This is a genomic window from Cellulomonas sp. PSBB021 (assembly GCF_002240455.1).
GTDB lineage: Bacteria > Actinomycetota > Actinomycetes > Actinomycetales > Cellulomonadaceae > Cellulomonas > Cellulomonas uda.
The window spans coordinates 2,794,611-2,815,810 of record NZ_CP021430.1 but is presented as its reverse complement, the minus strand read 5'-3'; the positions used below and the strand labels follow the sequence as shown (position 1 = coordinate 2,815,810).

The window sequence follows — 21,200 nt, the reverse complement described above, 5'->3', positions numbered from 1 at the left end:
GAGGACGACGGGCGTCCCGACGACGGGCGTCCCGACGACGGGCGTCCCGACGACGGCGGCGAGCGTCGCTCCGGCGCCGGCAGCCCCGAGGCCCGCCTCGAGCGGGCTGGGCGTGCGCGACGTCGTCGTGCGCTACCCGTCCGCGCGCCGCCGGCTGCCCGGCACCACCGCCGTCGACGGGGTGAGCCTCGACGTCGCGCGCGGCGAGGTGCTCGCGCTGCTCGGCCCGTCCGGGTGCGGCAAGTCGTCGTTGCTGCGCGTGGTGGCGGGGCTCGAGCCGCTCGCGGGCGGCGACGTCACGTGGGACGGGCGGTCCGTCGCCGACGAGCCCGTGCACCGGCGCGACTTCGGCCTGATGTTCCAGGACGGCCAGCTGTTCGCGCACCGCGACGTCGCGGGGAACATCGCCTACGGGCTGGCCGGCCGGCCGCGCGCGGAGGTCGCGGCGCGGGTCGAGCGGCTGCTCGAGCTGGTCGGGCTGCCCGGTGCGGGGGCACGGTCGGTCGCGACGCTGTCCGGTGGTGAGCGTCAGCGCGTCGCCCTGGCCCGCGCGCTCGCCCCCGCACCGCGCCTGCTGCTGCTCGACGAGCCGCTGTCCGCGCTGGACCGTTCGCTGCGCGAGCGCCTCGCGCTCGACCTGCGCGCCGCACTGCTCGCCACGGGCACGACCGCGCTGTTCGTGACGCACGACCAGGACGAGGCGTTCGTCGTCGCCGACCGCGTCGCCGTGATGTCCGCCGGGCGTCTGCTGCAGGTCGCCGCGCCCGCCGAGCTGTGGCGCGCGCCGGCAAGCGAGGACGTCGCCCGGTTCCTGGGGTACGAGGCGTTCGTCGTCGCCGCGGACGCGCCGGCCACCGTGCGCGCGGCCGCCGGGGACGTGCCCGACGAGGCGTCGACGCTCGCGCTCGCGCCGGGCGCCCTCGTCGTCGTCCCGCCCGCGACGCCGTCCCCGACCTCGGCAGCCGGTTCACCCACGACCTCGCGCTCGACCGCGCCCGCTGCGCCGGTGGACGGCGTCGTGCTCGCGGTCCGCACGCGGCGCGGCACACCCGCGCTGCACGTCGAGGTCCCCGGCGTCGGCGAGGTCACCGCCACCGCACCGGCCGGTCTGCTCCCGGCTCCGGGCACCGCGGTGCACCTGCAGGCGACGCCCGGCGCGGTCGTCGTCCTCCCCCCGGCTCCTGCCCCGTCCCCGCCGGCGGGCTGACGCCCGACCCGTCCGTCGCCCGGCGGCCGGGCCGACGTGCGCGCACCTGATCGCGGGGCTAGCGTCCGAGACGACGAACCAGACGGGCAGGTGAGCGCCATGACGTTGGACCGTCGAGAGGTCGTGTCCCTCGAGATCCCCGCAGGTCTCGCCACGGTGTGGGAGCACCTACGCGAGCCCGCGCTCGTCGGCCGGTGGTACGGCCCGGACGCCGGCGGCCAGGACCCCGGTGCGCGCGCGTTCGTCGACACCGCGCTCGAGCGGTGCGACGTCGAGCACGACTCCACCACCCACACGCTCACCTGGCCCAACCACGACGTCCTACGGGTGAGCGCGGCCGCGCACGCGCCGCACCGCACGCGCGTCGTCGTCACGCGGCGCAGCCACGACGCCCTGCCCGTGCGGTTCGACGGCAACATGGACGAGGTCGACGAGCGGTGGATCGCCGACGTCCACCAGCTCCAGTTCGCGCTCACGCACCAGCCCGGCCAGGACCGCCGCACGCTCGTCGTGCAGGACGCCGACGCCGGTGAGCGCCGCACGCGCCTGCTCGACCGGCTCGGGCTGCACGGCGTGCGCGGTGTGCCCGTCGGGGGCACCTGCAGGCGCAGCGTCCGGACGGGTCGATGCTCGGCGGCACGCTGCTCTACAAGACCGACCACCAGGTGGGGGTGCGGCTGCACGGGCCGAGCGACTCGTTGCTCGTCGTGCTCGAGACGCCCATCGGGGCCCACCCGCCGCACGGCACGGTGACCGCCGTGCTGTCCGTGTACGGGGTGCAGGACGACGAGTTCGCCGAGGTCGCCGCGCGCTGGCAGGCGTGGTGGCGGTCGGTCGGCGTGCACGAGCCGCTGGTCACCACGGGCTGACGCGGCGGTCGTCGGCGACCCGGCAGTCGCCGGTCGGTCAACCGTCAGCCGGGGGTGGGGCGTCGGCGCCCGGCTGCTCGTCGGGGCGGCCCAGGATCGTCGCGACGACGAACGCGAGGACGAGCGTGAGGTACGCCGCGCGGCCCTGCTGCCAGTGCCACGCCCCGACGCCGAGCGCGACGAGGCCGACGACGAGCGCGCCCGACGTGAGCAGCAGCACGCCGCGCTCACCGCGCCGGCGCAACCGCCGCACGTGCCAGGCGGCCACCACGCCGGCGGCCAGCGCCACCCCGAACGGAATCACGCCCCCGAAGTCTAGGCCGCCCCCGCCACCGACCCCGCCCGCCTCCGACCCCGCCCGCCTCCGACCCCGCCCACCCCCACCCCGCCCGCCCCCACCCCGCCCCGCTCCACGACCCCGGGGTTGCTCCGGCTCAGCGCCGCGATACCGCGAGCGATGACGGTCTCGCGACAGGGCGACGGTCGACCCCGGGGTTGCTCCGGCTCAGCGCCGCGATACCGCGAGCGATGGCGGTCTCGCGACAGGGCGACGGTCGACCCCGGGGTTGCTCCGGGTCAGCGCCGCGATACCGCGAGCGATGGCGGTCTCGCGACAGGGCGACGGTCGACCCCGTGGTTGCTCCGGGTCAGGGGTGTGAGAGGCGGAGGAAGGGCGGGGTCGTCGTCGGTCGCGGGGGCGATGGCGCGGGAGGGGTTGTGGACGATGTATTGGCGATATATCGTTAGCGCGTCGCCGCAACACCGGCGCATCCACGAACCTCCAGGAGGCACCCCGATGCGACACGATCACGCAGGGTGCGGGCGGCGCGACGAGCGCCCCGACCCGATCGAGAACATCACCGGCCGCGAGCGCGGCGAACGGCGACGCCGTCCCGAGGGCGGGCCCTGGGCGGCCGTCCCGGACGGCTGGGACGGGCCGCGGCGCGGGCGTCGCGGCGGTCGCGGCTTCGGTCCGCGCGGCGGCTGGCCCGAGGGCCCGGGCGGGCCGGGCTTCGGCTTCGGGCCCGGCGGTCCGCACGGCTTCGGCGGCCCCCGCGGCCACCGCGGCCGGGCCGGGCGCGGCGACACGCGCGCGGCGATCCTGCTGCTCCTCGCGGAGCAGCCCATGCACGGCTACCAGCTCATCCAGGAGATCGCCCAGCGCACCGAGGGGCGGTGGCGGCCCAGCCCGGGCGCGGTCTACCCCGCGCTGTCGGCGCTCGAGGACGAGGGTCTGGTGAGCATCGAGCGTGAGTCGGGCCGCAAGCTGGCCCGGCTCACCGAGGCGGGCGGCACGTACGTGACGCAGCGCGCCGACGAGCTCGGCGACCCGTGGCAGGCCGCGAGCGAGCGGCCCGAGCACCCCGGCCGGGAGCTGCACCGCGCGGTCGGCACCCTCGCGGGCGCGGCGGAGCAGGTCGCCCGCGCGGGCACGCCGCACCAGGTGGAGCGCGCGGTCGCCGCGATCGACGCGGCCCGTCGCGAGCTCTACCGTCTGCTGGCCGACGATCCCACGGGTGAGCCCGCACGCGACCCTGGGACCGGCCCGGGCGGCAGCACCCCGACCGACGCCGGCACCGACGCCGGCACCGACGAGGGCACAGACTCCCCGCGGCCGTGACCCGGCCGGGGCAGGCGCGACGGTCGGCACGCGAACCCCGCGTCGCCGACCGTCGTCGGGAGGGTCAGCCCGACTTGAGCTGCCACTCGCCCGAGCAGCCGGCCGGCCGGAAGCCGAGCGCGACGTTGATCGCGAGCATGTGGTCGTTCTCCTCGGCGTTCCAGGTGGCGACGCGCCGGGCGTCGGGCCGGGCGGCCGCGAGCCGCTGCAGGTTCACGGCCTTGAGCAGCATGCCCAGGCGGTGCCCGCGGTGGCCCTGCGCGACGAGCGTGTCCTCCTGGTGCACGAGGTCCCGCACGGGCGGGATCTGCTGCAGCGTCGTGTAGCCGACGAGCCGGCCGGTGGGCACGTGCTGCACGGCGGTCGTCCAGGAGCGGGTGCCGCGGTCCCGGTGGGTGTCCTCGTGGTCGCGGACCCGCGCGGCGTCCCAGAGGTCCTGCTCGTAGTCCAGCCCGCCCAGGGGCGGCGCGACGCTCATCTCGGTGTAGAGCGCGGCGGCCTCGTCGAGCCACTCGTCGGGAACGCGGTCGTCCCACGTGACGACGCGGTAGTCGGCGCCCGCGGCCCGCGCGGCGTCGGCGCGGAACCGCTCGACCGTGCCGGCGGCCACGGGCAGCGCGAGCACGGAGCGTCGGGCGACCTGCTCGAGCGTCCACCCGCGCGCGGCGAGGAACCGCACGCCCGCGTCGTCGACGGGGATGCGGCCGGACCCGGTGGTGGCGGTCCGGGCACCCGGGCCCGGCGCCGGCTCGGCGCGGTGGTCGGTCTCCGCCATGAGCGTGCTGCGGCCGTCGGCGCGGGCGAGCCGCAGCGCCTCGTCGTACAGGGCGGTGCCGACCCCGTGGCGCCGGTGCGCGGGGCGCACGGTGACACCGACGTACGCCCAGGCGGTGTTGTCCTGCAGCGGCATGACGACGACGGCGCAGCCGAGCACGTCGTCGGGCCGCACGTCCTCGTCGGGCGTCCGGTGGTCCACGGCGACGAGCCGGACGACCCGCTCGTACGGCCGGGGGCGCATGCCGGCGAGCATCTCGGCGGCGTCGCGCTCGTAGTCGTCCGTGCCCCAGACGTCGCGGCTGACCTCGTTGGACGCGGCGACGTACCCGCGCAGGAGCGCGCCCGCCGGCTCCGTCGCCGTGGCCGTGACCGGTACCTCCCGGATGCTCACCACGCGTTCAGCGTGCGCGCGTCGGGTCCGGCGCGTCACGTGATTTCCCCGCTTACCCTCGGGTCATGAACTGGCTCGAGGTCATCGGGTGGATCGGCTCGGTGCTCGTCGTCGTGTCGCTGATGCAGGCGCGCGTGCTGCGCTTCCGGGTGCTGAACCTGGTGGGTGCGGCGATCGCGACGGGGTACAACGTGGCGATCGGGGTGTGGCCGTTCGCGGCGATGAACGGCGCGATCGCGGTCATCGACGTGTACTGGCTGTGGCGGCTGCTGCGCGAGCGGCACGACGAGGCCGCGTACGAGGTCGTCGAGGTCGCGCCCGACGACGCGTACCTGCAGCGTGTGCTGGACGTGCACGCGGCGGACATCGCGCGGTTCGCGTCGTCGCCGGTGGTGCGTCCGACGAGCGCGGCGGGCGCGGCGGGTGCGGGGGCGACGGCCGCGTTCCTCGTCGTGCGCGGCGACGAGACCGTGGGGGTGGTGCAGCTGCGCGACGAGGGCGCGCGCACCGCGCGGGTGCTGCTCGACTACGTGACGCCGCGGTTCCGTGACTTCACGCCGGGGGAGTTCGTGTACCGGCGCAGCGGGGTGTTCCGTGAGCGGGGGTTCGACCGGCTGGTGGTGGAGCCGCTCGCGACGAACCGGGACTACTTCCGGCGGGTGGGGTTCGCGCCGGGCGCGGACGGGACGTGGACGCGGGCGGTCGCCGCGGCGTAGCCCGTCCGGGCGGAACGCGTCGGAGTACAGGGGTGCGCGCCCGGCTGTCCGCGCTAGAGTTCGGATGACCGAACTTCTGGACGAGGAGAGCCGGATGGCCGACGCGCCCACCGTCGCGCGCACGCCGCACGAGCGGCCCCGCGTGCCGCGCCGCCGCGGCGGTGCCGTGCTCCTGGGGCCCGCGTTCGTCGCCGCCATCGCGTACGTCGACCCGGGCAACGTCGCCGCGAACCTCACCGCCGGGGCGCGCTACGGCTACGTGCTGCTGTGGGTGCTCGTCGCCGCCAACGCCATGGCGGTGCTCGTGCAGTACCAGTCCGCCAAGCTCGGCCTCGTCACCGGCCGGTCGCTGCCCGACGTGCTCGGCGCGCGCCTGCGCCGCGGACCGCGCCTCGCGTACTGGGGGCAGGCCGAGCTGGTCGCCGCCGCGACCGACGTCGCCGAGGTCGTCGGCGGCGCGATCGCGCTGCACCTGCTGTTCGGGCTCCCGCTGTGGCTCGGCGGCGTGATGGTCGGCGCCGTGTCGCTCGTCCTGCTCGCGACGCAGGACCGCTACGGGCAGCGGCGGTTCGAGCACGTCGTCGTCGCGCTGCTCGCCGTCATCACCATCGGGTTCCTCGCCGGGCTCGTCGTCTCGCCACCCGACGCGCGCGGCATGCTGTCCGGCCTCGTGCCGCGGTTCGAGGGCAGCGACTCCGTGCTGCTCGCCGCCTCGATGCTCGGCGCCACCGTCATGCCCCACGCGATCTACGTGCACTCCGCGCTCGCACGGGACCGGCACGGGCACGCCGAGCCCGGGCCGTGGCGCGACCGGCTGCTGCGCGCGACTCGCTGGGACGTCGGCATCGCGCTCGTCGTCGCCGGCATCGTCAACATCGGCCTGCTGCTGCTCGCCGCCGCGGGCCTGCGGGGCGAGCCGGGCACCGACTCGATCGAGGGTGCGCACGCCGCGATCACCGACGCGCTCGGGCCCGTCGTCGGGCTCGCGTTCGCGGTCGGGCTGCTCGCCTCCGGCCTCGCGTCCACGTCGGTGGGGGCCTACGCCGGCGCGACGATCATGGCCGGTCTCCTGCACCGGCGGATCCCCGTCCTCGTGCGGCGCGTCGTGACGATCATCCCCGCCGTGCTGCTGCTCGCGCTCGGTGCCGACCCGACGTGGACGCTCGTCGTCTCCCAGGTGGTGCTCAGCTTCGGCATCCCGTTCGCCGTGATCCCGCTCGTGCGGTTCACGCGCAGCCGTGACGTCATGGGCGAGGCGCGCACACGCACGCCGCTGCACGTGGCGCTCGTGCTGGTCGTCGCGCTCGTCGTCGTCCTCAACGCGACGCTGCTGGTGCTGCTCGTCGCGCCCTGACGGGAGGCGCGGGTCACGTCGGCCGCCCGTGACCCGCGCCCCGCGGGTCAGTCCTCCGCGACCTCCGTGACGACGTCCTCGGCGGGCGGCTCCTCGCCCGCGCGACGCACGTCCACCGTGAAGCGGTCCAGCTCCGCCGCCGTGCCGGCGGTCCCGTCCGCGAGCGTCGGTCGCACCTCCCGCGCGGTCACCTCCGACGGCCACCACGCGGCCCACACGCCGTCCGCGACGCTCGCCTCGAGCGTCGACCCGTCGCTCAGCCGCACCTCGACGGCCGCCACGTCACCCCCGACGCGCCCGAGGGCGAAGGCCCACGGCTCGTCCGACCCGACGTTCTGCACACCGCCCGAGACGAACGACGCACCGTCGTCACCCGGCGGCGTGTCCTCACCGACGAAGCCCAGCCCCACCCGCTCGCCGTCCGACGACCCCGCGCCGTCCACGAACGCCGAGCCACCCGCGTCGGTCGCGGTCACCGACGTGCGCACGCGCGGGCCGATCAGGCACGACTGGAGGCCCGCGTCGGAGCTCAGGACGGCGAACGTGGTGGCGCCCCGGCGGTCGGCGACCACGGGGCGCGCGCCGTCGAGGTTGCGCGGCAGGTCCGTACCGGAGGCACCCGCGGCGGCGTCGGTGCGCAGCGCCAGGCACGCGCCGCCCGCCGCCGCGAGCTCGTCGGGGCCGAGCGTGGCCGGCACCGCGGTCCAACCCGCGAACGCTGCGGAGTCGGTCGGGTTCGGGACGAGCAGCGGCACGGCGGCCACCGCGGCGGCCGCGACGCCGACGAGCGCCAGGCGTGCGGCGCGGGGCCGGCGGCGCGGCGCGCGGTCGGCGAGCGTGGGCACGTCGTCGGCCGCGATGCGTTCGGTCACCAGGCGGTGCGCATCGCTCAGCCCGTCCGGGTCGATCGGGTCCGTGGGGCGGAGCGCGGCGAGGCGGTCCGTGGTCGAGGAGGTCATGTCAGCCTTCCGGGGAGACGAGGGTCAGTGCGGAGCGCGCGGCGGGCCGGGGCGCCGGGTCGTCGGCGTCGCTCTGCGAGGCGAGCGAGCCGTCGAGACGGCGACGGGCGCGGTGCAGGCGCACCTTGAACGCCGAGACCGAGCAACCGGCCATGCGGGCCGCCTGCGCGGGGGACAACCCGTCCCACGCGACGAGCAGAAGGGCCTCCCGCTCGACCGGGGTGAGGGCCGCCAGGGCCCGCAGCAACGCGTCACGCTCGGAGACGACCTCGTCCGCGGAGGACGAGGCGGGGGCCACGACGGCGTGCAGACGAGCGAGCTCGTCGGACAGCACACGCGCGCGGTGGCGCGAACGGCGGTGGGACGCGACGGTGTTGCGGGCGACGACGAGGAGCCACGGGAGCGGCTCGCCGGGCACGTCCGCGAGCCGCCGCCAGGCGACCAGGAACGTCTCGGCGACGATCTCGGGCGCCTCGTCACGGTCGACGTGGCGCAGCGCGTACGCCTGGATGCGGGGGGCGTAGCGGTCCCACAGGTCGGAGAACCGCTGCGCGTCGCTCGGCTGTGCTGTGCTCACACCTGGAAGTGTCCCGGGCGGGGCCAGGGTTACGTCGGTGGGCGTCCCGGTTCCGCGTCGGCGACCGGCGCGGGCTGCTCGTCGGCGTGCGCGACGTGCCGCAGCTGCCCCCAGATGAGGACGACGAACACGGCGGACCCCACGAACGCGAACCAGAACGGCGCGGTCACGCCCCACTCGCGCGCGAGCACACCGCCGATCGCCGAGCCGATGACCAGGCCGCCGAACACGCCCACGAGGTTCACCGACCCGACGCGCCCCTGCAGCTCGGTCGGTACCGCGCGCTGGCGCACCGTGATGCTCGTCGTCCCCCACACGAACGCGTGCGCGCCGAACACGAAGAAGATGACGAGCGCGACCCACGGGGTCGACGTGAGCGCGAGCGCGAGGTGCGTGAGCGTCTCGATGACCAGGCCGATGCGCATGAGGTTCGCGAGCGACACCCGCCGCGTGATCCAGCCGTACGCCGAGGTCCCGACGAGCCCGCCGACGGCCTGCACGGTCGTGATGACGCCGAAGCCGACCGCGCCCATCCCCAGGTGCTCGCGCGCGTACAGCACGAGCACGGCCCAGGCGGCGCCGAACGTGACGTTGAAGATGAGGATCGTCAGCACGAGCGTGCGCACCGCCGCGTGGTGCACCACCCAGCGCACGCCCTCCGCGATGTCCGCGCGGATGTGCGTGCGCTCCGCCCGTGCACGCCCGTGCGGCGGGAGCCGCAGCCGCGAGATGAGCACCGCGCCCGCGAGCACCAGCACGCCGTACGCCGCGAACGGGGCCGCCTGACCGGCCGCGAACATCGCCGCGCCGATCGGCGGGGCCGCCATCTGGTTGACCGTCAGGAACCCCGTCTGGATGCGCTGGTTCGCCGCCGCGAGGTGGTCGCGGTGCACCAGCATCGGCACGAGCGTGCTGGACGCGTTGTCCGCGAACGTCTCCGTGGTGCCCAGCACGAACAGCGCCGCGAGCACGAGCGCGATGGGCGCCGCGTCCACCGCCACGGCCACCGCGAGCGCCGCGACGACGAGCGCCCGCAGCACGTCGACCGTGATGACCAGCCGTCGCCGGTCCAGCCGGTCCGTCAGCGCACCGGCCCACAGCCCGAACACCAGCGGCGGCAGCCACTGCACCGTCGCGGCGAGCGCCACGAGGAACGCGTCGTCGGTGCGCGACGCCACGAGCAGCGGTCCCGCCGCGAGCACCAGCCCGTCCGCGAGGTTCGTCGTCCACGACGACGCGAGCACCCAGCGGAACGGGACGCCCAGCCGGCGGGGCACGAGCAGTTCCACGGTCCGGCGCAGCACCGTGCGACGATACCCGGCGCCGGGGACCCAAGGCCCTGGTCGGCCCGCCGGACCCGTGGGACGATCACGAGAGCCGGAGACCCCGGCCCCTGGTCAGAACATCCCACGAGGAGCTCGTCGTGTCCGCCGTCACCCTGTCCCCTGCTGCCCGTCCCCCCCGCCCGTCCGTCGCCCCCTCGGTCCGGGTGCGCCGCTTCGTCGAGACCGTCCGGTGGGCGCCCGCCCCGCGGTTCGAGGGCTCGGCCGGCCGCCGCGCGGCGTTCGTCGGCTACCTCGTCGGCAGCATGGTCGCGTGGGTGCTCCTGGGCGTGGGGGTCTCGGCGCTGCTCGGCGCGCTCGTCGCCTGACGCCCGGCGCCCTGGCTACCGTCCCGGACTCGCGTCCGGCAGGGGCGTGCGGAGCACCGGTGCGGTGGGGTCGGTGTTGTCGACGACGAGCGTGGCGCGCTGCGCGGGCGCGCACGTGCTCAGGTAGAGCCGCTGCCCCTCGACGTACCGGCGGTTGCGGGCGTCCTGCGGGTCGGGCGGGCAGCCGTCGCGCACCGCCATGCGGCGGAACGTCTCCGTGAACGGCACGTCGAGGAACAGCGAGAGGTCCCACTGGTCGGCGAGCTCGTCGCGGTGCAGGAAGATCCCGTCGACGACGAGCACCGCGTCGTCCGGTGCGATGCGCTGCGGGGTGTCGACGCGCTCGTCGGACCGGTGGTCGAACACCGCGGTGCGGTACCGCCGGTCGCCGCCCGGGCCGAGCGGCACCAGCACCTCGCGGCGCAGCGCGGCGTAGTCGTACGAGTCGAGGAAGAACCCTTCCGGGGAGGTCCGCCCTCGCCGGTACCGCTCGCGCGCGGGCCGGTGGAACCCGTCGACCGACACGCGCACCACGGTGACGCCCGCCGCGCGCAGCGCGTCGGCGAGCCCGTCGGCGAACCATGTCTTCCCGGCCCCGTCGACCCCGTCGACCCCGACCCGCACGGGCCGCCCGCCCCCGCGCTCACCGATCTGCCGCACGACCCCGACCACGTGCCGCACGACATCCCCCACCGGCCCAACGTACCCGCCGCCCCCACCGGCCCGCCCCTCCCCCCGGCGTGGTCGCGGGTCCGGTGGTCGGTCGCGCAGTCATCCGCGCGTCCCACCATCAGATGCCCGAACCACCACCAGACGCGCGACTCCCCTGGGCGGCAGGTCAGCGGCGGCCCGTGAGGGGGGACAGCAGGGGGTGAGGGCGGGGCGTCGGCGGGAGGGCGCCGGGCGGTAGGACGCGGCGGGTGCGGTCGAGGATCGTCGTGAGCGTGTCCGCCGCGGTGACGTGCACCGTCTGCCAGCCGGCCTCCGCGAACGCGTCGCGCCGCAGCTTCTCCTCGAGGAGCTTGTGACGCGGGGCGTCGGCGTACTTGCCGATTCCGTCGTACTCGACCGCCACGCGCCAGTCCGGCCAGCCGAGGTCCGCCCAGTACACGGCGCGCGGTGTCGCGACACGCACCTGGGTCAGCGGCGGTGGCCAGCCGGCACGCAGGAACGCGAACCGGGTCATGCTCTCGCGCGCCGACTCCGCCCCGTCGTCGGCGAGCGCGGCGAGCAGTCGCGCCCGCGCGCTGCCCGGCCCGCGCGCCGCGGTGACGAGCTCCTCGAGCCGGGACCGGGGGAGCCCGGCGCGCAGCGCGCTGTCCGCCACCACCAGACCCGCGAGCGGGGGCAGTGCCGCCAGGCAGTCACGCACCGTGAGGGCCAGGTCGGTCACCGGTAGGCCGATCACGTCCGTGACGTGCTCGTCCGGGGGCAGTGGCCGGTGGTGCCGGACCGACGGGTCCGCGCTCCCGCTGCCCCGGTGCGCGTGGCGCAGGTGCGTGACGGGCTCGACCTCCCACAGCGCCAGCCCGTGCAGCACGGCGGCGGTGGTGTGGCTGAGCACGTGGCGCGCACGCGTCCTGCGGTGCACCCCCGCGGCGCGGGCGACGACGAGCGCGCGCGGGTCGCTCACGCCCGCCGGCACGTACACGCCGCACCCGGCCCGGGTCCACGCGCCGGCGGCGACCTGTCGCGCGACGACCCACGAGGGGTGCTCGTCGGCGTGCACGACGACGGGCCGGGGGACGGGAAGGACTGCGCTGCTGGATCCGGGACGTCGCGGCATGCGGGTCACGGTGCACCGTCCGTCGCCACGGTGCGGCGCCGCACCCCCGGGGCTGTGGACGGCCCGTCGTCGGCGCGGCCCTGTGGTCGGCTGGCGGTGTCCCGCCGCGCCACCTTGTCGGGCGTCTCCAGGTGGGTCGCGCCTTCGTCGGTGAGTCGTGCGGATGACTGCGCGACCTACCGAGAGATGCGCGACCCACCTGGGGAGGCGCGAGCGGCGGGGTCAGGGGGTGGTGGGGGTGAGCCAGGTGGTGAAGGGGTCGAAGGAGCGGGGGCGGGACAGGAAGTCCTCGACCAGGTCCGCGGCGTCGCGGCTGCCGCCCGGCGCGAGGACCAGGTCCCGGTAGCGGCGGCCCACGGCCTCGTCCATCAGCGCGCCGTCGAACGCGGTGAGCAGGTCCTTCGCGATCACGAGCGACCACAGGTACGTGTAGTACGCCGAGCCGTACCCGTCGAGGTGACCGAAGCCCGTGAACTGGTGGGTGTCCGGCAGCGACGCGTACGGGCCGAACCGCTCGTCGACCTGCGCGGTGAACGCGTCGAGGTCCTCCGGCGGTGTGGCGTGCAGGCCGTAGGACAGCGCGGTGAAGTTGAGCTGACGGCGGGTCCACGCACCGCGGCCGAACCGGTCGGCGCGGTTCATCCGTGCGACGAGCGACGCGGGGATCGGGGTGCCGTCGTCGTCGGTCGCGAACGACGCGAGCACGTCCGCGTCCCACGCCCACTCCTCGAGCAGCTGCGACGGCGCCTCGACGAAGTCCCACTCGGTCGCGACGCCCGTGAACGCGGCGTACCGCTGGTGGCCGCCGACGATCTCGTGGACCAGGTGGCCGAACTCGTGGAAGAAGGTGCACACGTCGTCGTGCTCCATGCTCCCGGTGGGGAAGTTGCACACCAGCACGCCCTCGGGCAGGCGTGAGCCCCGCGCCCCCGGCACGAGCGTGAACTGCGCGGCGTGGTTGAACTTGCCTGCGCGGGGGTGCATGTCGAGGTAGAAGCGGCCGAGCAGCGACTCGTCGGCGTCCACGGACCGCACGTCGTACACCTCGACCGACCCGTGCCAGGACGGTGCGTCGACGCGCGTGAACGCCAGCCCGAGCAGGCGGCCGACGGTCGCCATGACGCCGTCGCGGACCTTGTCGTAGCGGAAGTACCGGCGCACCTCCTGCGCGTCCACGTCGTACGTCTCACGGCGCACGACCTGGTCGTAGTACAGCGAGTCCGCGGGGGTCACCGCGGCGGCGGACGGGTCGTCGGCGCGCAGGCGCTCGAGCAGGACCGCGACGTCGCGCGCGGCGGGCTCGGCGGTGAGGGCGTCGAGCCGCTCCACGAACTCGGCGACCGCCGCGCCGGAGCCGATCATCTTGACCTCGGCGTCGTACGTCGGCCAGTCCGGGTAGCCGAGCAGGTGCGCGCGCTCGTCGCGCAGGCGCAGCAGCTCGGCGAGCACGGGCTCGTTGTCCGGGTACGCGATGCGCAGGTACTCGGTGGTCAGGGCGCGGCGCACCGACGCGTCGTGCGCGTACGTCCGCACCGGGATGAGGTCGGGGTACTCGGTGGTGAGCGTGACCAGCCCGTCGTCGTCGGCGGGATGGGCGGCGACGAAGTCCTCGGGCAGCCCCGCGAGCTGCTCGGGTCGCACCCGGATCGAGCGCGCGCCCTCCCGGATGTTGCGTGCGAACTCCAGCCCGAGCTCGGTGCAGCGCTGCGCGAGCGCTCGCAGCCGCTCGCGCTCCTCGGCGGAGCGATCGACGCCCGCGCGGCGGAAGTCGCGCAGCACGTGCGCGTGCAGGCGGACCGAGTCGTCGTCGAGGCCCGCCGGGTCGGTCGCGCTGAACGCCTCGAACAGCGCACGGTCGAGGCCGCGCTCGGTCGCCAGGTCCTCGGCGGCCTGCGCGCGCGCCTCGGCGGCCTCGCGCAGCTCGGCGGCGGGGTGCACCTCGGCGAGGAGGTGGGCGGCGGCGGAGGCCCGCGCGAGCGCGTCGTCGGACGCGTTCCACAGGGAGAGCACCTCGGCGGCGGTGCGCGGTGAGCCGTCCTTGAGCGTCGCGAGGTGCGTGCGCGCCTCGTCGAGCGCACCGTCGACGGTCGTCGTGAGGAACGACGCCCAGCCGGCGTCGTCGGAGGGCAGCGTCGTGGGCGTCATGGCGGCAACGTACCCGCGGGCCGCGCGTCTGCCCACGCGTTTGCGGCGGGCATCGCCACGGTCGCGTCGGACGGCCCGGGCGCGCACCGTCCCACCCCGGCGTGGGCGACCCGTTCCGAACGCGGTGCTTTTCCACGGTGCGTCCCGGGTGGTGCGGATCACACCGATCACTACATTCGAACCCATGGCAGAGCCGCACACCCCTGGCCTCGACGGACCGGCGTCCGACGTGCTGCTGCGCGCCGGCCGGTTCTTCTCGCGCTGGGACGAGACCGACGACGGCCGGGCCGTGTTCCGCGAGGGCGGACGACGCGGCGACGTGTTCTACCGGGACCGCTGGCGCCACGACAAGGTGGTCAGGTCCACGCACGGCGTGAACTGCACGGGCTCGTGCTCGTGGAAGGTCTACGTCAAGGACGGGATCATCACGTGGGAGGCGCAGCAGACCGACTACCCGTCGGTCGGGCCGGACCGCCCCGAGTACGAGCCGCGCGGCTGCCCCCGCGGCGCCGCGTTCTCCTGGTACACGTACTCGCCGACGCGCGTGCGCTACCCGTACGCGCGCGGTGTGCTCGTCGAGATGTACCGCGAGGCGAAGGCGCGCCTGGGCGACCCGGTCGAGGCGTGGGCGCAGATCACGGGCGACCCGGACAGGCGCCGCCGCTACCAGCAGGCCCGCGGCAAGGGCGGCCTGGTGCGCGTGAGCTGGGACGAGGCGGTCGAGATGGTGGCCGCCGCGCACGTGCACACGATCAAGACGTACGGACCCGACCGGTGCGCGGGGTTCTCGCCGATCCCCGCGATGTCGATGGTGTCGCACGCGGTGGGCACGCGGTTCATCCAGCTCATCGGCGGCGTCATGACGAGCTTCTACGACTGGTACGCGGACCTCCCGGTCGCCTCCCCGCAGATGTTCGGCGACCAGACGGACGTCCCCGAGTCGGGTGACTGGTGGGACGCGACGTACCTCATGATGTGGGGCTCGAACGTGCCGGTCACCCGCACACCCGACGCGCACTGGATGGCGGAGGTGCGCTACCGCGGCACCAAGGTCGTCTCCGTCTCGCCGGACTACGCGGACAACACGAAGTTCGCCGACGAGTGGCTGCCGGCCGCGGCCGGCACGGACGGCGCGCTCGCGATGGCGATGGGTCACGTGGTGCTGCGGGAGTACCTCGTCGACCGTCAGGTGCCGTTCTTCCGCGACTACGTCTCGCGCTACACCGACCTGCCGTTCCTGGTGACGCTCGAGGAGCGTGACGGCGCGTACGTCCCGGGCCGGTTCCTGCGCGCCACGGACCTGTCCGACGAGCACGCGACCGACCCGGTGACCGCGCCCGACGCGGAGGGCGCGGCGTGGCAGACCGTGCTGCTGGACGCGACCACCGGGCGGCCGGTCGTGCCCAACGGCTCGCTGGGCTTCCGTTACACGGACTCCGGCGAGGGCCGGTGGAACCTCGACCTCGAGGGCGTCACGCCCGCGCTGAGCATCCGCGACGCGGCCTCGTCTGACGCAGGCTCGTCGCAGACCGCCGTCGAGGTGCTGCTGCCCCGGTTCGACGACCCCGGCGGCGCGGGCGCGGTGCAGCGCCGCGGCGTGCCGGTGACGCGCGTGGACGGCCACCTGGTCACGACGGTGTACGACCTGACGCTCGCGCACTACGGCGTGGGCCGCGACGGTCTGCCGGGCGAGTGGCCCGCGGGCTACGACGACCCGACGCAGGGCTGCACGCCCGCGTGGCAGGAGCAGCACACGTCGGTCCCGGCGGACGCGTGCACCCGCATCGCGCGCGAGTTCGCGACGAACGCCGAGAAGTCGGGCGGCCGCTCGATGATCATCATGGGCGCGGGTGTCTGCCAGTGGTTCCACGGTGACGCGACGTACCGCGCGATCCTCGCGCTCCTGGCGTTCACGGGCTGCTTCGGCCGCAACGGCGGCGGGTGGGCGCACTACGTGGGCCAGGAGAAGTGCCGTCCGCTGACGGGGTGGATCTCGCTCGCGAACGCGCTGGACTGGTCGCGCCCGCCGCGCACGATGACGGGCACGTCGTACTGGTACATGCACACCGACCAGTGGCGGTTCGACGGGTACGCGGCCGACGAGCTCGCGTGGCCGATGGCGGACGGCCACCTGACGGGCATGCACACCGCGGACACGATCGCTGCGTCGGCGCGGGCCGGCTGGATGCCGTTCTACCCGCAGTTCGACCGCAACCCGCTGGACCTGGCCGACGAGGCGCGCGCGGCCGCGGAGCAGGGCGCGGCGCCGGACCCGGCGGCGCACGTCGCGGGGCAGCTCAAGGACGGTGCGCTGCGGTTCGCGGTGGAGGACGTCGACGCGCCGGAGAACTGGCCGCGGACGCTGGTGCTGTGGCGCTCGAACCTGCTGGGCTCGAGCGCGAAGGGTGACGAGTACTTCCTGAAGTACCTGCTGGGCACGCACTCGAACGTCGCGGCGCCGGAGCCGACGGCGCGGCCGAGCGACGTGACGTGGCGTGACGACATCCCGGAGGGCAAGCTCGACCTGCTGGTCAGCGCGGACTTCCGGATGACGTCGACGACGATGCTCTCGGACGTCGTGCTGCCGGCCGCGACCTGGTACGAGAAGCACGACCTGTCCTCGACGGACATGCACCCGTTCGTGCACGCGTTCTCCCCGGCGATCGACCCGCCGTGGGAGGCGCGCAGCGACTTCGACGCGTTCCACCTGGTGGCGCGCCGGTTCTCGGAGCTGGCGCGTACGCACCTGGGGGTGCGGCACGACCTGGTGAGCGTGCCGATGCAGCACGACACCCCGGGCGAGGCGCCGCGAGACGGCGGGGTCGGCGGGGACTGGCGGCGGGGGGACGCGCCCGCGGTGCCGGGCGTGACGATGCCGGTGCTCCAGGTGGTCGAGCGCGACTACACGGCGATCGCGGACAAGCTCGGGTCGCTGGGCCCGCTGGCGTCCACGCTGGGCTTCACGGTGAAGAACGTGACGTTCCGGCTCGAGCACGAGGTGGAGCGGCTGGCCCGTGCGAACGGCGTGATGCTCGGCGGTGCGGGTGACGGACGCCCGGCGCTGGACACGGACGTCAAGCTCGCGGAGGCGATCCTGGCGCTGTCCGGGACGACGAACGGCGAGCTCGCGACGCAGGGCTTCCGCTCGCTCGAGCGGCGGGTCGGCAAGGAGCTGCACGACCTGGCGGAGGGCTCGGAGGAGAAGCGGATCACGTTCCCGGACACGCAGGCGCGCCCGGTGCCGGTGATCACGTCGCCCGAGTGGTCGGGCTCGGAGACGGGCGGGCGGCGGTACGCGCCGTTCACGCTCAACGTCGAGCGGCTCAAGCCGTGGCACACGCTCACGGGCCGGATGCACCTGTTCCTGGACCACGGCTGGATGAAGGACCTGGGCGAGGCGCTGCCGGTCTACCGCCCTCCGCTCGACCTGCACCGCCTGCTGGGCGAGCCCGAGCTGGGCCCGGACGGCGCGAAGCAGGTCACGGTGCGCTTCCTGACGCCGCACAACAAGTGGTCGATCCACTCGGAGTACCAGGACAACCTGCTGATGCTCTCGTTGTCCCGCGGTGGCCCGACGTGCTGGATGAGCCCCGCGGACGCCGACGCGATCGGCGCGAAGGACAACGAGTGGGTGGAGTGCTCGAACGCGAACGGCATCTTCGTCGCGCGGGCGATCGTGTCGCACCGCATGCCCGAGGGGGTGGTGTTCGTGCACCACGCGCAGGAGCGCACGATCGACGTCCCGAAGACGGAGAAGACGCGCCGGCGCGGCGGCATCCACAACTCGGTGACCCGGCTGCTGGTCAAGCCGACGCACCTGATCGGGGGGTACGCGCAGCTGTCGTACGCGTTCAACTACCTCGGTCCGACGGGCAACCAGCGGGACATCGTCGCGACGATCCGTCGTCGTTCGCAGGACGTCGAGTACTGAGGAGGACGACGACATGCGCGTGATGGCCCAGGTCGCCATGGTGATGAACCTCGACAAGTGCATCGGGTGCCACACCTGCTCGGTGACGTGCAAGCAGGCGTGGACGAACCGTGCCGGCGTCGAGTACGTGTGGTTCAACAACGTCGAGACCCGCCCCGGGCAGGGGTACCCGCGCCGGTACGAGGACCAGGACCGCTGGCGCGGCGGGTGGACGCTCAACAAGCGCGGACGTCTGACGCTGCGCACGGGCTCGCGCGGCAGGCGCCTCCTGTCGATCTTCGCCTCGCCCGTGCAGCCCGAGCTGAACGACTACTACGAGCCGTGGACGTACGACTACGAGCGTCTGGTCGAGGCGCCGCTGGGCGACGACTTCCCCGTGGCGCGGCCGAAGTCGTTGATCACGGGCGAGGACACCAAGATCACGTGGTCGGCCAACTGGGACGACAACCTGGGCGGCACGCACGAGATGGGCCACCTCGACCCGATCGTCGAGAAGGTGCGGCGCGAGTCGGAGGACAAGATCCGCTTCGAGCTCGAGCGGACGTTCATGTTCTACCTGCCGCGCATCTGCGAGCACTGCCTCAACCCGTCGTGCATGGCGTCGTGCCCGTCGGGTGCGATCTACAAGCGCGCCGAGGACGGCATCGTGCTCGTCGACCAGGACCGCTGCCGCGGCTGGCGCCAGTGCGTCACGGGCTGCCCGTACAAGAAGATCTACTTCAACCACAAGACCGGCAAGGCCGAGAAGTGCACGTTCTGCTACCCGCGGCTCGAGGTCGGTCTGCCGACGGTGTGCGCGGAGACGTGCGTGGGCCGGCTGCGGTACATCGGGGTGTTCCTGTACGACGCGGACCGCGTGACGCAGGCCGCGTCGGTGCCCGACGAGAAGGACCTGTACGAGGCGCAGCTCGACCTGATGCTCGACCCGCAGGACCCCGCGGTCGTCGCGGCGGCGCGCGAGCAGGGCATCCCGGCGGACTGGATCGACGCGGCGCGGCGCAGCCCGGTGTACGCGCTCGCCAAGACGTACCGCGTGGCGCTGCCGCTGCACCCCGAGTACCGCACGATGCCGATGGTCTGGTACGTCCCGCCGCTGTCGCCGGTGGTCGACCTGCTGCGTGAGCAGGGGCACGACGCCGAGGACCCGGGCACCCTGTTCGGCGCGATCGAGGCGCTGCGCATCCCGGTGGAGTACCTCGCGGAGCTGTTCACGGCGGGCGACACCGAGGTCGTCACGGGCGTGCTCCGGCGCCTCGCGGCGATGCGGTCCTACCTGCGCGGCATCACGCTCGACGAGGGTGCCGACGAGTCGATCCCGAACGCGGTGGGCATGACCGGGCAGGCGATGTACGCGATGTACCGGCTGCTCGCGATCGCGAAGTACGACGAGCGCTACGTCATCCCCAAGGCGCACGAGGAGCGCGGACACGAGCTCGAGGAGCTGGGCTGCTCGCTCGACTACGACGAGGGCCCGGGCATGTACGAGTCGGCGGCGTTCGGCGAGGCGTCGGGCCGGCCGGTCCCGGTCGCGGTCGAGACGTTCCACGCGCTGCGCCAGCGCCAGACGTCGGAGGGCATCGCGCCGTCCGACGAGATGCGCGGCCGGGTCAACCTCCTGAACTGGGACGGCGTCGGGACCCCGCCCGGGCTGTTCCCCCGCAAGGACGGACCGCCGGAGAGCGCCGACGAGGCCATCGCCACCGAGGGTCGCGACGACCCGACGGACCACCCGGTGCGCGACGAGGAGGACGCGCGATGAGGCTGCGCACCCGCCGCTCGTCGGCCACGTCGACGAGCGCGCTCCCGGGCGCGGCCACGCGCGTCGTGCACCAGGTGGCGTCCTGGTGCCTCGCGTACCCGGACGAGGCGCTCGTCGAGCGCCTGCCGCTGCTCGCCGCCGCGGTCGACGAGCTGGGCGGCGGGCGGGCGCGCGACGGGCTGCGCACGTTCCTGGACCACGCGACCACGACGCCCCTGCCGCGCCTGCAGTCGGACTACGTGCACCTGTTCGACCTGTCCCGCAAGCAGGCCCTGTACCTGTCGTACTGGACGGACGGCGACACGCGCCGTCGCGGTGAGGTGCTCGCCGCGTTCAAGGAGCGCTACCGCGCGTCGGGCTTCCTGGTGGACACCCGCGGGGAGCTGCCCGACCACCTGCCGCTCGTGCTGGAGTACGCGGCGCTCGCGGACCCCGACGACGGTGCGGCGCTGCTGCAGGAGTACCGCGCGAGCCTCGAGCTCACCCGGTTCGCGCTGATCGAGGCGGGCACGCCGTACGCGGGCCTGCTCGAGGCGGTGTGCGCCACGCTGCCCGGCCCGTCGCCCGCCGACAAGGCGGCCGTGCACCGCATGGCGTCGGCGGGCCCACCCACCGAGAGCGTCGGTCTCGACGCGGCCGACCCGCGGCTGCTGCCGCTCACCGAGTCCGGGAGGTCCTGATGGACGTCGTCCTGTGGGGTGTGCTGCCCTACCTCGTCGTCGTGACGTTCGTCGGCGGCCTCGTCTGGCGGTACCGGTACGACCAGTTCGGCTGGACCACGCGCTCCTCGCAGCTGTACGAGTCGCGGCTGCTGCGCATCGGCTCGCCCCTGTTCCACTTCGGTCTGCTGTTCGTGATCGTCGGGCACGTCGTCGGGCTGCTGATCCCCGAGTCCTGGACCGACGCGGTCGGTGTGAGCGAGGGCATGTACCACGCGGGCGCGCTGGGTATCGGCACCCTGGCCGGCATCGGCACGCTCGCAGGGATCGTCATCCTGATCGTGCGGCGGCGCCGCACGGGCCCGGTGTTCATGGCCACGACGCGCAACGACAAGCTCATGTACGCGGTGCTGACGACGGCGATCGTCACGGGGCTCGTGGTCACGACGATCGCGTTCACCGCGGGGCACGACGCGCACAACTACCGCGAGTCCGTCTCGCCGTGGTTCCGCTCGCTGTTCACGCTGCGGCCCGACGTCGACGCCATGGCGGCCGCGCCGCTGCAGTTCCACGTGCACGTGCTCCTCGGGCTCGCGCTGATCCTGCTGTTCCCGTTCACGCGGCTCGTGCACGCGTTCACCGCACCCCTGCACTACCTGTTCCGCCCGTACGTGGTCTACCGCAGCCGTGACCGCCGTCCCACGCCCGGTGCGTCCGCGCCGCGGCGCGGGTGGGACCCCGTCGGCACGCGCGACCGCGACACCTCCACCCACCGCTGACGACCCCTGCGACCGGGAG

General features: G+C 74.6%; 19 protein-coding genes. 10 read left to right on the top strand and 9 right to left on the bottom strand.

Going from position 1 to position 21,200, the window contains the following annotated elements:
- The first annotated feature begins 106 nt into the window (after nucleotides 1-106).
- On the top strand, nucleotides 107-1,207 hold the full coding sequence (locus CBP52_RS13045; RefSeq protein ID WP_369826354.1) for an ABC transporter ATP-binding protein: 1,101 nt from the start codon (nucleotides 107-109) through the stop codon (nucleotides 1,205-1,207).
- Nucleotides 1,208-1,528: 321 nt separating this feature from the next.
- Here CBP52_RS13045 and CBP52_RS18330 read toward each other — a convergent pair whose 3' ends face one another.
- On the bottom strand, nucleotides 1,529-1,777 hold the full coding sequence (locus tag CBP52_RS18330; protein WP_232514488.1) for a hypothetical protein: 249 nt from the start codon (nucleotides 1,775-1,777) through the stop codon (nucleotides 1,529-1,531).
- A 56-nt stretch (nucleotides 1,778-1,833) separates the two neighbouring features.
- On the opposite strand from CBP52_RS18330, the gene CBP52_RS18325 reads away from it, so the two are divergent.
- Complete coding sequence (locus tag CBP52_RS18325) at nucleotides 1,834-2,076, top strand: hypothetical protein (RefSeq protein ID WP_232514487.1); 243 nt, start codon at nucleotides 1,834-1,836, stop codon at nucleotides 2,074-2,076.
- Between the two features lie 37 nt (nucleotides 2,077-2,113).
- Here the strand turns inward: CBP52_RS18325 and CBP52_RS13035 are convergent, their stop codons facing one another.
- Nucleotides 2,114-2,380, bottom strand: a complete 267-nt coding sequence (locus tag CBP52_RS13035) for a hypothetical protein (RefSeq protein ID WP_157732623.1) — start codon at nucleotides 2,378-2,380, stop codon at nucleotides 2,114-2,116.
- A gap of 492 nt (nucleotides 2,381-2,872) precedes the next feature.
- Here CBP52_RS13035 and CBP52_RS13030 point away from each other — a divergent pair, with 492 nt between their 5' ends.
- Complete coding sequence (locus tag CBP52_RS13030; protein WP_094181317.1) at nucleotides 2,873-3,697, top strand: PadR family transcriptional regulator; 825 nt, start codon at nucleotides 2,873-2,875, stop codon at nucleotides 3,695-3,697.
- Nucleotides 3,698-3,761: 64 nt separating this feature from the next.
- Here CBP52_RS13030 and CBP52_RS13025 read toward each other — a convergent pair whose 3' ends face one another.
- Nucleotides 3,762-4,868: a GNAT family N-acetyltransferase gene (locus tag CBP52_RS13025; protein WP_094181316.1), complete on the bottom strand. Its 1,107-nt coding sequence runs from the start codon at nucleotides 4,866-4,868 to the stop codon at nucleotides 3,762-3,764.
- A 62-nt stretch (nucleotides 4,869-4,930) separates the two neighbouring features.
- Here CBP52_RS13025 and CBP52_RS13020 point away from each other — a divergent pair, with 62 nt between their 5' ends.
- Nucleotides 4,931-5,581 carry a hypothetical protein gene (locus tag CBP52_RS13020; RefSeq protein WP_094181315.1) on the top strand — a complete coding sequence of 217 codons (651 nt, stop codon included), beginning with the start codon at nucleotides 4,931-4,933 and terminating at the stop codon, nucleotides 5,579-5,581.
- A gap of 94 nt (nucleotides 5,582-5,675) precedes the next feature.
- Nucleotides 5,676-6,935, top strand: a complete 1,260-nt coding sequence (locus tag CBP52_RS13015) for an Nramp family divalent metal transporter (protein WP_369826352.1) — start codon at nucleotides 5,676-5,678, stop codon at nucleotides 6,933-6,935.
- A gap of 47 nt (nucleotides 6,936-6,982) precedes the next feature.
- Here CBP52_RS13015 and CBP52_RS13010 read toward each other — a convergent pair whose 3' ends face one another.
- From CBP52_RS13010 to CBP52_RS13000, 3 genes are read right to left on the bottom strand one after another with little or no spacing between them, the layout of a single operon-like run.
- On the bottom strand, nucleotides 6,983-7,894 hold the full coding sequence (locus tag CBP52_RS13010; RefSeq protein ID WP_094181314.1) for a hypothetical protein: 912 nt from the start codon (nucleotides 7,892-7,894) through the stop codon (nucleotides 6,983-6,985).
- Nucleotide 7,895: 1 nt separating this feature from the next.
- Nucleotides 7,896-8,471 carry an RNA polymerase sigma factor gene (locus tag CBP52_RS13005; protein WP_094181313.1) on the bottom strand — a complete coding sequence of 192 codons (576 nt, stop codon included), beginning with the start codon at nucleotides 8,469-8,471 and terminating at the stop codon, nucleotides 7,896-7,898.
- A 29-nt stretch (nucleotides 8,472-8,500) separates the two neighbouring features.
- Nucleotides 8,501-9,772: an MFS transporter gene (locus tag CBP52_RS13000; RefSeq protein ID WP_094182373.1), complete on the bottom strand. Its 1,272-nt coding sequence runs from the start codon at nucleotides 9,770-9,772 to the stop codon at nucleotides 8,501-8,503.
- Between the two features lie 122 nt (nucleotides 9,773-9,894).
- Between CBP52_RS13000 and CBP52_RS12995 the strand changes: the two genes are divergently transcribed.
- The gene (locus CBP52_RS12995; RefSeq protein ID WP_232514485.1) at nucleotides 9,895-10,122 is read left to right on the top strand and encodes a chemotaxis protein CheW; all 228 of its coding nucleotides are present in this window, start codon (nucleotides 9,895-9,897) and stop codon (nucleotides 10,120-10,122) included.
- A 15-nt stretch (nucleotides 10,123-10,137) separates the two neighbouring features.
- On the opposite strand, the gene CBP52_RS12990 is transcribed toward CBP52_RS12995, so the two are convergent.
- From CBP52_RS12990 to CBP52_RS12980, 3 genes are all read right to left on the bottom strand, one after another.
- Entirely contained in the window at nucleotides 10,138-10,815 is a 678-nt protein-coding gene (locus CBP52_RS12990; RefSeq protein WP_157732622.1) for a uridine kinase, read from the bottom strand.
- 145 nt (nucleotides 10,816-10,960) lie between these two features.
- Nucleotides 10,961-11,908: a hypothetical protein gene (locus CBP52_RS12985; protein ID WP_157732621.1), complete on the bottom strand. Its 948-nt coding sequence runs from the start codon at nucleotides 11,906-11,908 to the stop codon at nucleotides 10,961-10,963.
- Nucleotides 11,909-12,130: 222 nt separating this feature from the next.
- A complete protein-coding gene (locus tag CBP52_RS12980; RefSeq protein WP_094181310.1) occupies nucleotides 12,131-14,053 on the bottom strand; it encodes a M3 family metallopeptidase in 1,923 nt (640 codons plus the stop codon).
- Between the two features lie 184 nt (nucleotides 14,054-14,237).
- On the opposite strand from CBP52_RS12980, the gene CBP52_RS12975 reads away from it, so the two are divergent.
- From CBP52_RS12975 to narI, 4 genes are read left to right on the top strand one after another with little or no spacing between them, the layout of a single operon-like run.
- Nucleotides 14,238-17,984 (top strand): nitrate reductase subunit alpha, encoded by a 3,747-nt coding sequence (locus CBP52_RS12975; protein WP_094181309.1) that lies wholly within the window; start codon nucleotides 14,238-14,240, stop codon nucleotides 17,982-17,984.
- 13 nt (nucleotides 17,985-17,997) lie between these two features.
- Nucleotides 17,998-19,743, top strand: a complete 1,746-nt coding sequence (gene narH, locus CBP52_RS12970; protein ID WP_232514484.1) for a nitrate reductase subunit beta — start codon at nucleotides 17,998-18,000, stop codon at nucleotides 19,741-19,743.
- Nucleotides 19,740-20,423: a nitrate reductase molybdenum cofactor assembly chaperone gene (narJ, locus tag CBP52_RS12965; RefSeq protein WP_094181308.1), complete on the top strand. Its 684-nt coding sequence runs from the start codon at nucleotides 19,740-19,742 to the stop codon at nucleotides 20,421-20,423. The genes narH and narJ overlap by 4 nt, the downstream gene beginning before the upstream one ends.
- Nucleotides 20,423-21,181 carry a respiratory nitrate reductase subunit gamma gene (narI, locus tag CBP52_RS12960; protein ID WP_094181307.1) on the top strand — a complete coding sequence of 253 codons (759 nt, stop codon included), beginning with the start codon at nucleotides 20,423-20,425 and terminating at the stop codon, nucleotides 21,179-21,181. The genes narJ and narI overlap by 1 nt, the downstream gene beginning before the upstream one ends.
- The last annotated feature ends 19 nt before the right edge of the window (nucleotides 21,182-21,200 follow it).

Coding starts and splice junctions, on each gene's coding strand:
- CBP52_RS18325 (WP_232514487.1), top strand. CDS start 1,834: ATGCTCGGCGGCACGCTGCTCTACAAGACCGACCACCAGGTGGGGGTG.
- CBP52_RS13030 (WP_094181317.1), top strand. CDS start 2,873: ATGCGACACGATCACGCAGGGTGCGGGCGGCGCGACGAGCGCCCCGAC.
- narH (WP_232514484.1), top strand. CDS start 17,998: ATGCGCGTGATGGCCCAGGTCGCCATGGTGATGAACCTCGACAAGTGC.
- CBP52_RS12985 (WP_157732621.1), bottom strand. CDS start 11,908: ATGCCGCGACGTCCCGGATCCAGCAGCGCAGTCCTTCCCGTCCCCCGG.
- narI (WP_094181307.1), top strand. CDS start 20,423: ATGGACGTCGTCCTGTGGGGTGTGCTGCCCTACCTCGTCGTCGTGACG.
- CBP52_RS13015 (WP_369826352.1), top strand. CDS start 5,676: ATGGCCGACGCGCCCACCGTCGCGCGCACGCCGCACGAGCGGCCCCGC.
- CBP52_RS13020 (WP_094181315.1), top strand. CDS start 4,931: ATGAACTGGCTCGAGGTCATCGGGTGGATCGGCTCGGTGCTCGTCGTC.
- CBP52_RS12975 (WP_094181309.1), top strand. CDS start 14,238: ATGGCAGAGCCGCACACCCCTGGCCTCGACGGACCGGCGTCCGACGTG.
- narJ (WP_094181308.1), top strand. CDS start 19,740: ATGAGGCTGCGCACCCGCCGCTCGTCGGCCACGTCGACGAGCGCGCTC.
- CBP52_RS12980 (WP_094181310.1), bottom strand. CDS start 14,053: ATGACGCCCACGACGCTGCCCTCCGACGACGCCGGCTGGGCGTCGTTC.
- CBP52_RS13010 (WP_094181314.1), bottom strand. CDS start 7,894: ATGACCTCCTCGACCACGGACCGCCTCGCCGCGCTCCGCCCCACGGAC.